This is a genomic window from Desulfotomaculum copahuensis (assembly GCF_001655685.1).
Lineage (GTDB): Bacteria > Bacillota > Desulfotomaculia > Desulfotomaculales > Desulfovirgulaceae > Desulfotomaculum_G > Desulfotomaculum_G copahuensis.
On the sequence record NZ_LYVF01000192.1, the window covers coordinates 1 to 12403 of the forward strand.

A 12403-nucleotide genomic window follows, 5' to 3' on the forward strand; every position below is an offset into this window, starting at 1 on the left:
GGCATCCGTCACCAAACACGCCCGGCTGCAAGGCTGGGAGTTATTATGTTGTTTGCCTCTATTCCGGCACTATTGACGCTATAATCTGGCGAAAAGCTTTGAGGCCCTGTCTCAAAGGAGGTGTGGTTGGCGGTGACCTATTTTATTGCGCAGATCCTGCCCTATATTACGGTAACCATTTTTGTGCTCGGGGTGCTTTACCGTCTCTGGCGCTGGGCCAGCGCCCGCATTGTGCACAACATCACGCTGGCTCCCTTCCCCCAGTCGAATGGTGAAGTGGTGGGCATTTATGCCCGTCAGGTGATATTGTTTGAAAACCTGTTTAAGTTTGACATGCCCGTCTGGGTGGGCGGCTGGTTTTTTCATATTGCGCTGTTCAGTATTATCGGCGGACATGTGCTGGGTATTTACACCCTCGGGAAGGAATTTATGTATGTAGGCGCTTCCGAAAAATTAAGTGTATACATGTCCGATCTGCTTGGTCTCACCTTCGGCATACTGGCACTGATTGCACTTTTCTACCTTCTTTACCGTCGGGTGGCGGTCGACAAGGTGCGCCTGGTTTCCAACCCCAGCGATTACCTGTGGCTGCTGCTGCTCATTGCCATTGTAGCCGTCGGTGATTTTATGCGTTTGTTTCCCGGTTATGGCATCGAATACGCTCCGGTCAAGGAATACATCACTACGCTGGTCATGTTCCAGCCGGCCGCCATTCCGGCCAATGCGCTGTTTATCACCCATATTTTCCTGGTACAAATATTGTTGATTGTTTTCCCGTTCAGCAAACTGATGCATGTGTTCGGCATGTTCGGCGAGCGCTGGATTGAAAACCGGGTCTACAAGGATCCCGCGCCCGGACTGCCGAATGTGGATGTGGCCGCCGCCCGCGCCGCCGGCGCCGGGTTGGCCAAAAGCGATGTCGCTTAATGGGGGGTGACGAAAATGCCAACATATAAAGGAATGGTACAGCCAATCAAAGCTCCTGACGACGTGCTCCGTCGCCTCCATTTGGAACCGACTCCGGACGACCAGAAGGTGGAAAAGGCCTTAAAATACCTGGACGAGATGCGCAAGAAATTCCGCTCTTTCACCCTGGCCATGGAGACGTGTGTCAAGTGCGGATTGTGTGCGGAAAACTGCCATACCTATCTGGGCACCAGGGATCCGAACAACATTCCGACCAACCGCGCGGAGTTGATGCGCAAGATCTACCGGCGTTATTTCACTCTGGAAGGCCGCTGGTTCGGCAAACTGGTCGGGGCGGAGGATCTCAACCTGGATGTGATTGAGCAGTGGTACTCGTACTTCTATCAGTGCAGTGAGTGCCGCCGCTGCGCCTATACCTGCCCCTTCGGCATCGACACCTGTGAAGTGACCATGGCCGCGCGGCAGATATTGTACTGGCTGGGCATCGTGCCCAAGATGCATGGTGAAATCGGCCTGGCCATTGAAAAAGTGGGCAACCATACCGGCCTGCCCAAGCCGGGTATTGTCGATACGCTGGAATTCCTGTCCGAGGAAATCATGGATGAATTCGGCGTGGAAGTAAATTTCCCGGTGGACAAGGAAGGGGCCGACATTTTGTATGTGCCTTCCTCGGCCGACTTTCTGCTCAACGCCTACACCCTGATGGGGGCGGGCATGTTCTTCACTTATATCGGCGCCAACTGGACCATTTCCTCGCACATGACGGAGGCCGGCAACTTCGGCCTGCTCTTCGACCAGCGTTTTGTCCTGCGCCATCTGTTTATGCGCCTGGTGGACGCGGCACAGAAGCTGAATGTGAAGAAAATCGTCTGGGGCGAATGCGGCCACGGCTGGCGGGCCTGGAAGATGTACCTGCCCACTATGACCGATATTCCCATCCGCTGGCCGATTGTGCACATTCATGATGAAATCGCCCATTATATCCGGACCAACCAACTCAAGCTCGATCCAACCAAAAACGACCACCCGGTCACCCTGCATGATCCGTGCAATTTTGTCCGCTGCTGCAGTCCGGGCGGACCGAACGGGCTGATTGAAAACCTGCGCACGGTGATCAAGGCCTCCTGCGCCGACTTCCGGGAGATGACGCCCAACCGGGATAAGAACTTCTGCTGCGGCGGCGGTTCGGGGATCCTGTTCGACGACCCGGAGATGTATCAACGGCGCATTCAGCTGTCCAGCAAGAAGGCCGAGCAGGTCCGGGCCACGGGCGTGGGCAAGGACGGCAACGGTATTCTCTGCGCCCCGTGCTCCATCTGCAAGGCGCAGCTTTACCCGATGGTGGAGGAGCACGAACTGGGTGTGGAAGTGAAGGGACTGGTCGACCTGCTGGGACGGGCGCTGGTCTGGAAGTAATTTTAAGTTGTGCTGTACGGTAAGGTGATTGACTAGTATGCCGCGGGATGATATGCTTGTACTGGGGGTGATGTGCCCGCAGTAGCTTGGGGGAGAGGTCTGCGGCGGCTTGTTCACTCATTACCGTAAGTAAATAGGGTATCCTAAATTACAAACATTTAGCTGGAGGTGCGATTTTAAAGATGCCGACGATTAATGTGAACGGCGCGGACATTGAAGTTGATGAGGATGGTTTTATTGTCGACCCGGATTCCTGGAACGAGGATGTAGCGAAATACTTCGCCGCCCAGGAAGGCATCAAGGAACTTAATGACGATCACTGGAAAATGATCAACTATCTGCGTGACTATTACAAACAATTCCAGATTGCGCCCATGATCCGCAAGCTGTGCAAAGAAACGGGCATGAGCCTGAAATATGTATACGAGTTGTTCCCCTCCGGTCCCGCCAAGGGCGCCTGCAAACTGGCCGGCCTGCCCAAGCCGACCGGCTGCGTATAAATCAGGCTTTTTGCGGCTTATCACCCTATATTAATGTAAGATTGCGAGTTTCCATACTGCATCGACAGGCACAGGCGGATGTAGCCCCTGCCGGCGGTGAGCGATCTCACCGGCGGGGCCAAAAGCTGTGCCTCTTATTTTGGTCTTCGGCCGGACGAAAGAGGTGGGGGAAAATATGCCGCACAGATCATTGCACATGCCGCGCCTGGTGATTGGAGCCCCGCAAGGCCGTTCGGGCAAGACTACGGTAACCATGGGCCTGCTGGCGGCGCTGGCGGGCGCCCGGGGATTGTGCGTGCAGCCTTTTAAAAAGGGGCCGGATTTTATTGATCCCGGCTGGCTGACCAGGGTGACCGGGCGGGCCTGCCGTAACCTGGACAGCTTTTTAATGACCCGGGAGATCATCCGGCAATCATTCGTCCGGCACATGGACGGCGCCGCCCTGGGCGTCGTGGAGGGGGCGATGGGGCTTTACGACGGCGTTGACCTGGCGGGCAGCGGCAGCACGGCTGAAATAGCCAAAGCCATTCAAGCGCCGGTGGTCCTGGTGGTGGATACCACCCGCATGACCCGCAGTGTGGCGGCCATGGTGATGGGGTTTATGCATTTTGACCCGGAAATCCGCCTGGCCGGAGTAATTTTGAACAAAGTGGCCCGCCCCCGGCATGAAAACATGTTGCGTGCGGCTATTGAGCAATATTGCGGCCTGCCGGTGCTGGGAGCCGTTCCCAAGGGAGCCCGTTTGACCATTCCCGATCGGCACCTGGGTTTGATCCCGGCCGGTGAGCGGGAAGAGCTCGGCCGGGCAGTGGAAGAAATCGGCCGCACCGCGCCGGAGTACCTGGATCTGGACGGATTGCTGCGTGTGGCCGGAGAGGCGCCGCCCCTGGCGGCTGACCGGGCGGCGGCACAGACGGCTGAAAATTTTGATGGATCCCGGTCCGCTGCGGGCATAAGACCGGTGATTGGCGTTTTCAAGGACCGGGCGTTCAGCTTTTACTACCCGGACAACCTGGAGGCGCTGGCCGCGGCGGGGGCGGAATTGAAATACATTGACGCCATCAATGATCCCGTTTTGCCGGAAGTGGACGCTTTGTATATCGGCGGCGGCTTTCCGGAAGTGTTTGCCCGTGAACTGGCGGCCAACCGGGGCCTGCGTGCGGCGCTGCGGACGCGGGTGGAGGAGGGACTGCCGGTTTATGCGGAATGCGGCGGCCTGATCTATCTGGGCCGCCGGGTCACCTGGCGGGAGGAGGTCTTCGAGATGTGCGGGGCGCTGCCCTTTGACGTGGTCATGTCCGACCGGCCGCAGGGACATGGCTACGAGGTGGTTGAGGTGGCTGAGCCGAACATTGTATTTCAGCCCGGCGAAGTGGTCAAAGGGCATGAATTCCATCACTCCCGACTGGCCAACCTGGACCGGGAAAAAGTGCGTTTCGCCTTCCGGGTGGTGCGCGGATGGGGTATTGACGGCCGGTGTGACGGGCTGATTTATAAAAATGTACTGGCCACATACAACCATATTCACGCCCTGGCGGTGCCCCGGTGGGCGCCCCGCCTGGTGGGGGCGGCGCGGGAACACAGATGGCCGGGGCTATAGATATGCGGAGAAGGGGAGTGCGGTGCCACCCGGAGATCAATGCCGGGTGGCACCGCTTTTTTTGCTTACATATAAGATTATTTTCCATGACAAACTAAACCTGATCAATTTGCAAAGGGGTGAATGATTGCATGCAAGGGATTTTTCCTGCAGTTCGTCCGGCGCTGATCGTTTTCAGCCTGATCCTGCTTGCTCTGGCAGCCGGGCTGGGGCTTTCCGGGTGGCCAGCCGGGGCGCAGAACACCACCCTCTACTGGGGAAACAGCGGCCAGGATGTGGTGCGTGTGCAGAACCGCCTGCGCGACTGGGGTTATTACCACGGCCCGGTGGACGGGTTTTATGGCGCGGATATGCAGCGGGCTGTGGTTGACTATCAACTTGCCAACGGGTTGCCCCCCAGCGGGGTGGTGGATGCCGCCACCTGGGAGACCCTGGGCTATGCCCCGCCGGCTACGTCCCCGGCGCCGGAACCGGCCGGTTTGTCCCGCGGGATCAGCAACCGGGATTCGGTGTACCTGCTGGCCAAGGTAATTGAAGGGGAAGCGGCCAACGAGCCTTTTGACGGCAAGGTGGCCGTGGGGGCGGTAATCGTCAACCGCACCAGAAGCGCCGCCTTTCCCCACAGTCTGTCCGGCGTGATTTATCAGCCCGATGCTTTTGAGTCGGTGAGCAATGGTCAGTACAACCGGCCGGTGAGCAGCGAAGCCCTGCGTGCTGCCATGCTGGCCGTGAGCGGTTGGGATCCCACCGGCGGTGCGATCTATTTCTGGAATCCGGGCAAGCAGGTCAGCCCGTGGATCTGGTCGCGCGATGTAATCACCCGGATCGGTGATCAGGTGTTTGCCCGTTAATAAATTCGCGGGGGGAACTGAGATGCAAAGGAAAATACGGCTTTGGATACTGCCGGTGGCGGCGGCGGTACTCCTGCTGGGCGGCCTCGGCTACTGGGGACAGCAGCAGATGACCATGCGCAGACAAATGGAGACCGCACTGAACAACAAGTACCACCGTTCGTTTTACAGCCTGCTGGAGAATGTGCAAAATACGGAAGTGCTGTTGTCCAAAAGCTTGGTTGCCGCCGCACCCGCGCAGGACAGCCGCCTGTTTATGGAACTGTGGCAGCGCGCCAACGCCGCCCAGGCCGACTTGAGCCAGCTGCCGCTGGGCGACGTCCAGACCGGCCGGACGGCCAAGTTTTTAACCCAGGTGGGGGATTATGCCCACAGCATGCTTCTGCATGTGGCCGATGGAAAGGCCAAATCAAAAGAGCAGTGGGAGACACTTAACCGCTTATACCGACAATCGTCGGAACTGAACACGGAGTTGCACGGCATCGAAGCCAGCATCGCCGGGGGCAGGCTTTACCTGAGCGAGTTGAGCCGGCAGTCGGGCCTGGGTTTGCAGCGCCAGGGCCCCCGGCTGGCCAACGATAACTTCCGCACAGTGGAAAAGCATATGCAGGGTTTCCCCACTTTGATCTACGACGGCCCGTTTTCAGATCACCTGGAAAACACTCCCGTGCAGGGCGTGACGGGAAAGGTTATCGACGCCGACCAGGCCCGGTCGGTGGCCGTCAAGTCGGTCAGCCGCGATCCGGGCACGGAATACGTAGTCCGGCGGGTAAGTGAAGGCAAGGGGAAAATCCCCTTTTACCGGGTGGAGTTCAGTGCCAGTCCGGACCGGACCGGGGAAAGGGTGGCCGTAGCCGTCAGCCGGCAGGGCGGTCATTTGATGTGGCTGACCGACAGCCGGGCGCCGGGCAAAACAACCTGGAGCATTCCCCGGGCAAGGGAGGCGGCGCTGCGCTACCTGCAGCAGCACGGGTTCCAGCAAATGGTACCGGTTTACTACATGCAAATGGACGGCGAGGCTGTGTTCAACTTTGCCGGTTCCCAGAACGGCGTGGTATTGTATCCGGATCAGGTCAAGGTCACCGTGGCGTTGGACAACGGCCAGGTGGTGGGCTTGGAGGCCGCCGGGTATCTGGTTTCCCACCACCGGCGGGAATTGCCCCGGCCGGTGTTGAGCGCGTCCGCCGCCCGGGCGAAGTTGAGTCCACGCCTGCAACGGGTGAGCGGCGGCCGCCTGGCGCTGATCCCCGTATCCGGCGGCGGTGAAAAGCTGACCTATGAGTTCCGGGGCGATCTTGGAGCGGATACATTCCTGGTTTACATCAATGCTCTGGATGGCCGGGAAGATCAAGTGCTGCGCGTGGTGCGAAACAAGGAAGGAATATTGACCCTGTAGGCCGGGAATTGGCGGCGCCTTCACCGTAACCGCCGGATAACCGTCCGCCGGCCGGGCAACAACTTTCGCTGCCGGGGCTGCAAAGGCCGGAATATTGACACAGGAATCCCGGGCATGGCTTTATGTAGGCGATGAGGGTATGGGCCTGAAGCCTTCAGCATCCAATTGCAGTTTAAGTATTTCAGCTGGTAAGGCTGCACCGGTTATTGGCGTGCCAGCACCGGAAAGCCCGGTTTCACTATTGACAATTGAACTGGGGCGTGATATGATTTTTTATATTTTCACGAACGGCCATGAAGGGATTAAGGGCGTCCGGAAGCAAAAGCGAGCCGGGAACAGGTGCGAGCCGGCTGCGGAAAGCGCCCCCGCCACCCCGGAGCTGCAGGCTGAAAGCGTGACGGGTGGTTCAAAGCCATTCGCCGCCTGGTAAGCCCCGTCCGGTTGCCCGCCGTTATCCGGGCCGAAAGAGGAGCGTACACTTGTACGTTCAACTTGGGTGGTACCGCGAGAACAGCTCTCGTCCCATGAGGACGAGAGATTTTTTTTCGCTCCGGACGGGCGTGCTTTTAAAATCAAAATATATGGGCGGAGGTGATGCCGGTGAGGGAAATACTGGAGTTGCTGGAGGAAAACGCCAGGCTGACGGCGGAGGAAATCGCCGTCATGTTGAACATGAACGTTGATGACGTGCGGGACATCATCCGTGAGCTGGAAAAAAACAAGACCATCTTGAAATACATGACCCTGGTAAACTGGGAGAAGGCCGGGGTGGAAAAGGTTTCCGCCCTGATTGAAGTGCGCCTGACACCGCAGCGCGATGTCGGCTTTGACGGAGTGGCGGAACGCATTTACCGTTTTCCGGAAGTACGCAGTGTGCGTCTGATGTCGGGCGCCTATGACCTGGCTGTTTTTGTAGAAGGCAAAAATATGCGCGAGGTAAGCCATTTTGTGGCCACCAAGTTGTCCACCATCGAAGGGGTGATTACCACCGCCACCCATTTTGTGCTCAAAAGCTATAAAGAGGACGGGGTAATCATTGAAGACGGCGAGTCGGATCACCGCTTGACCATTACGCCATAACAAAGGCCCGCAAGGCCGGCGGGGTCCGGGCGGGCGGTTGCGGTGGCCGTATGGCGGAGGCGGCACCCGTCACCGGTGTCCTTCCCGCCGGTACGCCGCTCGTGACGCATGAAAGCCGGCGGTTGCGGTTGCTGATAAAGCGAGAGGCAAAAAGGAGGAGCGACTGATGAAATCCTGGTCTGACCGGTTGAACCCGGTGGTGCGTGATATTCCGCCTTCGGGAATCAGAAAATTCTTTGATCTGGTTTGTGAAACGCCGGGAGTGATTTCCCTGGGGGTGGGTGAACCGGACTTTGTCACCCCCTGGCACATCAGGGAGGCCTGCATCTATTCCCTGGAAAAGGGTCATACCATGTATACGTCCAATTGCGGCCTGCCCGAACTGCGCCGGGCCATAGCCGGTGATCTGGCCGCCTCGTACGGGGTGCGGTATGATCCCGGTACGGAAATCCTGATCACCGTCGGGGTGAGCGAAGCACTGGATCTGGCCATGCGTGCGCTGCTCAGTCCCGGCGACGAGGTGCTCATGCCCGAGCCGTCGTATGTTTCCTACTCCCCCACCGTACTGATGGCCGGTGGCCGCCCGGTGCCCATCGCCACCGGCCTTGAAGAGGGCTTCAAGCTTGCCGCGGCGAGGGTGGAGGCGGCCGTCACGCCGCGCACCAAGGTTTTGTTGCTTTGTTACCCGAACAATCCCACCGGGGCGGTGATGGACCGGCAGAGCCTGCTGGATATTGCCGCGGTGGCCGAAGCGCACGACCTGGTTGTCATTTCCGATGAAATATATGACAAGTTGACTTACGACGGGAAGCATACCTGCGTTTCCGCCCTCCCCGGCATGAAGGAGCGCACCATATTGTTGAACGGTTTTTCCAAATCATACGCCATGACCGGCTGGCGTATCGGTTACGCCTGCGGCAACCCGGATTTTATCGCTGCGATGACCAAGATCCATCAGTATACTATTTTATGCGCGCCCATTACAGCGCAAAAAGCCGCCCTGGAGGCGGTCACCCGCGGCGGGGAGGGTATGCTGCGCATGGTGCAGCAGTATAACCGCCGCCGTCACCTGGTGATGCACGCCTTCCGGGATATGGGGCTGCCGTGTTTTGAACCCCGGGGCGCCTTTTATGCCTTTCCGCAAATAAGCGCCACCGGGCTGACCAGCGAGGATTTTGCGGCGGATCTGCTGCGGGAAGAAAAGGTGGCCGTGGTGCCGGGCAATGCTTTCGGCCCCAGCGGGGAAGGCTTTGTGCGCTGTTCTTACGCCGCTTCCACCGAAGACCTGGGCGAAGCTTTCCGGCGCATGGCCCGGTTCGTCCGCCGGCGGGGCGTGCGCCCCCGTATTATCAGCGGCGCCCGGCGGTATGTGCCCGAAGAGGCGGTGCTGGGCCGGGCCGGGCAGGCATAAACAGAATGAATGCGGGCCGGTGAAACGGCAACCGGCCGGGCGCATAAACCGGTGCCCGCCCCGCACGTTTATGCAGTCCTCCCGGCTTGATGCCGGGCGGTTGCCGGGTGAAGGAAAGGAAATCCCGGCATTGTTCGGGCGTTTGTAAACGGCCGGCCCGGCCGGGGCGGTGGCGTGTTCCGGGAAACCCGTTTTTCAACCGGTTGATTGAACGACCGGCAGGATTTTGCCGCTTGATGTAGAATATGTAGTAACAGTTTCTCCGCGTGCGGCGGGGGACCACAATTTAATAGCAGGACGGGAGGATGGCAGGATTGAAAGTACTACTGCTGTGCATTTTTGTGGGTATCATGCTGTTTAGCGGCTTTACCGCCATGCGCCGGGCGCACACCGTGAACGATTTCTTTCTCGGCGGGCGGTCGATGGGGCCGTGGTTGTCGGCCTTCGCTTACGGCACCACATATTTTTCAGCGGTTATTTTTATTGGTTACGCCGGCAAGGTGGGCTGGGGATTCGGTCTGGCCGCCCTGTGGATTGTGCTCGGAAATACCCTGCTGGGCAGTTTCTTGGCCTGGCTGGTGCTGGCCAAACGTACCCGCGCCATGACCGCCCGGCTGAATGCCATGACCATGCCCGCTTTTCTGGAGGCGCGTTACGGCAGCCGGAACCTGAAGATCTTTTCCGCCCTGGTCATTTTCATCTTCCTGGTGCCTTACTCGGCTTCGGTATATATGGGCCTGAGCTATCTATTCAACCAGATCTTCGGTATTCCCTATCTTTTCGCGGCCCTGCTGATGTGTCTTTTGACCGCGGTTTACCTGGTGATGGGCGGCTACCGCGCGGTGGCCCTGACCGACTTCATCCAGGGGCTGATCATGATTGCCGGCGTGTTTGTGCTCCTGTATTTTGTAATCGGTGCGCCCCAGGTGGGCGGGCTGGTTCAGGGCCTGCACCGCCTGGCGGCGGTCAACCCCGGACTGGTCAGCCCGGCCGGGCCGGGAAACCACTGGTTGCCCCTGGCCTCCCTGGTGGTATTGACCAGTCTGGGCGCCTGGGGCCTGCCCCAGATGGTGCAGAAATTTTACGCCATCAAGGATGAGCGGGCGATCCGTCCGGCCATGCTGGTGTCTACCGCCTTCGCCCTGGTGATTACCTTCGGCGCATACTTTTCCGGTTCCCTGACCCGCCTGTTCTTTGACAAGCTGCCGCTGGATCCGTCCATCAACAAGCCCACCCCGGACATGCTCATGCCCACGCTGCTGCACAACATTCTACCGGAACTGGCGGCTGTAATCATTCTCCTGCTGGTGCTGTCGGCATCCATGTCCACCCTGGCCTCGCTGGTGCTGGTGAGCAGTTCGGCGCTGTCCATAGATCTGTTTGAGGCCGTGCGGCCGCAGTCCGCCCGGCGCAACGGCGTGTTCGCCCTGCGCCTGTTTTGTGTGCTGTTTGTCGGCCTTTCCCTGCTTCTGGCGCTGGCCAAACCGGCCATTATCCTCAGTTTGATGGCCATGTCCTGGGGCACGGTGGCCGGCTTCTTCCTGGCCCCCTACCTGTACGGCCTGTTCTGGCGCGGCGCCACTGCGGCCGGTGCCTGGGCCGGGGCGCTGACCGGATTGATCGTCTCGGTGGTGCTTTCCCTGTATTACCATCTCGATGCCGGGGTGATTCCCCTGGTCGGTTCCCTGTCCATGCTCATCCCGCTGGCCGTCTTGCCTGCGGTCAGCGTATGCACACCCGCCCTGCCGGGGGAAATAATCCGGCGCGCCTTCGGGCGCGGCGCCATTTCGCCGGGACAGGTGATTTTACCAAAAGTTAAGGAAGTGGAAACTACATGATCTGGGACCGGCAGCATGAGTGTATGCAGCGGGAGGAAATGCAAGCCCTCCAGTTTGAGCGTTTGAAGGAGACGCTGCACCGGGTGTACCGGCAGGTGCCTTTTTACCGGCACCTGTTTGCGGAGCACGGGGTACGGCCGGAGGATTTACGGCATCCGGCGGACATCGCCAAATTTCCATTCACGACCAAGGCGGCCCTGCGGGACAACTACCCGTACGGGCTCTTTGCCGTTCCGATGAAAGAAGTGGTGCGCCTGCACGCTTCTTCCGGCACCACCGGCAAGCCGGTGGTGGTGGGCTATACCCGCCGGGATTTGAAAACCTGGGCCGAACTGGTCGCCCGAATGGTCACCCAGGCCGGGGTGACCGACGAAGACGTGGTGCAGATCACTTTCGGCTACGGCCTGTTTACCGGCGCCTTCGGATTGCATTACGGCCTGGAGCGGGTGGGGGCGACCATCGTGCCCTCCTCGGTGGGCAATACCGAAAAGCAGGTCATGCTCATGCAGGATTTCAGCACCACCGCTCTGGTGGGAACGCCTTCCTACATCCTGCACCTGGGGGAGGCGGCCCGGTCGATGGGTGTCGATCCGGCCGGGCTCAAAGTGCGCCTGGGGCTTTTCGGCTCGGAGGCCTGGAGTGAACAGATGCGCATGGAACTGGAGCGCATGTGGGGCATGAAGGCCACCGACAACTACGGTTTGAGCGAGGTAATGGGGCCAGGGGTTTGCGGCGAGTGCGGCGCTGCTGCCGGAATGCATATTTCCGAGGATCATTTCTTGATCGAGATCATCGATCCGGAAACGGGCCAACCTCTTGATTACGGACGGGAAGGGGAAGTGGTAATCACCACGCTGACCAAGGAGGCCTTTCCGGTGGTTCGCTACCGCACCCGCGACATTTCCGTAATCAATCCGGAGCCCTGTCCCTGCGGCCGGACGACCGCCCGCCTGCGCAAGGTGGCCGGACGCACCGATGATATGTTGATTATTTCCGGGGTCAATGTTTTTCCCTCCCAGATTGAAAGTGTACTCATGGAGATAGACGGATTATCACCCCACTACCAGATCGTGGTGGACAAGAAGGGCTACCTGGATCACCTGGAGGTGCGGGTGGAACTGACCGATGAAAAATTCACCGGCCAGTACCGGGATCTGGAGGCGATGGAAAGCAGCGTGCGCCGCCGCCTGCAGCGGGTGCTTTCGATCAACCCGCGGGTGCGCCTGCTGGAACCACGTTCCATCGAACGCAGCCGGGGCAAGGCCCAACGGGTACTTGATCTGCGGCCGAAGGAAAATTAAAGATCGTGTTTCACCGGACCGGAGCATGGAGCGACGGGGTACGATCACAACCTTCAAGAGAACGTTTTTCACTTTAAAGAGGT

The 12403-nt window shown here is 59.1% G+C and carries 11 protein-coding genes; all 11 read left to right on the forward strand.

Annotated elements, in window-relative coordinates; all coding sequences use genetic code 11:
• Positions 1-132 precede the first annotated feature (132 nt).
• The 11 genes from A6M21_RS15580 to A6M21_RS15630 all read left to right on the forward strand — a co-directional run bounded on the left by A6M21_RS15580 (position 133) and on the right by A6M21_RS15630 (position 12320).
• Entirely contained in the window at positions 133-927 is a 795-nt protein-coding gene (locus A6M21_RS15580) for a respiratory nitrate reductase subunit gamma (protein WP_066671049.1), read from the forward strand.
• Positions 928-942: 15 nt separating this feature from the next.
• Positions 943-2343 (forward strand): sulfate reduction electron transfer complex DsrMKJOP subunit DsrK, encoded by a 1401-nt coding sequence (gene dsrK / locus A6M21_RS15585; protein WP_066670797.1) that lies wholly within the window; start codon positions 943-945, stop codon positions 2341-2343.
• Between the two features lie 182 nt (positions 2344-2525).
• Positions 2526-2843, forward strand: coding sequence for a TusE/DsrC/DsvC family sulfur relay protein (locus A6M21_RS15590; protein ID WP_066670800.1), 318 nt, complete (start codon positions 2526-2528; stop codon positions 2841-2843).
• Positions 2844-3018: 175 nt separating this feature from the next.
• Positions 3019-4443: a cobyrinic acid a,c-diamide synthase CobB gene (locus tag A6M21_RS15595; RefSeq protein ID WP_066671052.1), complete on the forward strand. Its 1425-nt coding sequence runs from the start codon at positions 3019-3021 to the stop codon at positions 4441-4443.
• A gap of 131 nt (positions 4444-4574) precedes the next feature.
• Positions 4575-5294, forward strand: a complete 720-nt coding sequence (gene sleB / locus A6M21_RS15600) for a spore cortex-lytic enzyme (RefSeq protein ID WP_066670806.1) — start codon at positions 4575-4577, stop codon at positions 5292-5294.
• 22 nt (positions 5295-5316) lie between these two features.
• Positions 5317-6690 carry a germination protein YpeB gene (gene ypeB, locus A6M21_RS15605; RefSeq protein ID WP_078060782.1) on the forward strand — a complete coding sequence of 458 codons (1374 nt, stop codon included), beginning with the start codon at positions 5317-5319 and terminating at the stop codon, positions 6688-6690.
• Between the two features lie 139 nt (positions 6691-6829).
• Complete coding sequence (locus A6M21_RS18520) at positions 6830-7120, forward strand: hypothetical protein (protein WP_151191981.1); 291 nt, start codon at positions 6830-6832, stop codon at positions 7118-7120.
• A 170-nt stretch (positions 7121-7290) separates the two neighbouring features.
• The gene (locus A6M21_RS15615) at positions 7291-7770 is read left to right on the forward strand and encodes an Lrp/AsnC family transcriptional regulator (protein ID WP_066671058.1); all 480 of its coding nucleotides are present in this window, start codon (positions 7291-7293) and stop codon (positions 7768-7770) included.
• A gap of 166 nt (positions 7771-7936) precedes the next feature.
• On the forward strand, positions 7937-9181 hold the full coding sequence (locus tag A6M21_RS15620; RefSeq protein WP_066670811.1) for an aminotransferase class I/II-fold pyridoxal phosphate-dependent enzyme: 1245 nt from the start codon (positions 7937-7939) through the stop codon (positions 9179-9181).
• A 314-nt stretch (positions 9182-9495) separates the two neighbouring features.
• A complete protein-coding gene (locus A6M21_RS15625; protein ID WP_066670814.1) occupies positions 9496-11019 on the forward strand; it encodes a sodium:solute symporter family protein in 1524 nt (507 codons plus the stop codon).
• Positions 11016-12320 carry a phenylacetate--CoA ligase family protein gene (locus tag A6M21_RS15630; RefSeq protein ID WP_066670816.1) on the forward strand — a complete coding sequence of 435 codons (1305 nt, stop codon included), beginning with the start codon at positions 11016-11018 and terminating at the stop codon, positions 12318-12320. Before A6M21_RS15625 ends, A6M21_RS15630 begins: the two co-directional genes overlap by 4 nt.
• Positions 12321-12403: the final 83 nt, after the last annotated feature.

Excerpts from the sequence above, each read along its gene's own strand:
- dsrK (WP_066670797.1), top strand. The coding sequence starts at position 943 with ATGCCAACATATAAAGGAATGGTACAGCCAATCAAAGCTCCTGACGAC.
- A6M21_RS15590 (WP_066670800.1), top strand. The coding sequence starts at position 2,526 with ATGCCGACGATTAATGTGAACGGCGCGGACATTGAAGTTGATGAGGAT.
- A6M21_RS15595 (WP_066671052.1), top strand. The coding sequence starts at position 3,019 with ATGCCGCACAGATCATTGCACATGCCGCGCCTGGTGATTGGAGCCCCG.
- sleB (WP_066670806.1), top strand. The coding sequence starts at position 4,575 with ATGCAAGGGATTTTTCCTGCAGTTCGTCCGGCGCTGATCGTTTTCAGC.
- ypeB (WP_078060782.1), top strand. The coding sequence starts at position 5,317 with ATGCAAAGGAAAATACGGCTTTGGATACTGCCGGTGGCGGCGGCGGTA.
- A6M21_RS18520 (WP_151191981.1), top strand. The coding sequence starts at position 6,830 with ATGGGCCTGAAGCCTTCAGCATCCAATTGCAGTTTAAGTATTTCAGCT.
- A6M21_RS15620 (WP_066670811.1), top strand. The coding sequence starts at position 7,937 with ATGAAATCCTGGTCTGACCGGTTGAACCCGGTGGTGCGTGATATTCCG.
- A6M21_RS15630 (WP_066670816.1), top strand. The coding sequence starts at position 11,016 with ATGATCTGGGACCGGCAGCATGAGTGTATGCAGCGGGAGGAAATGCAA.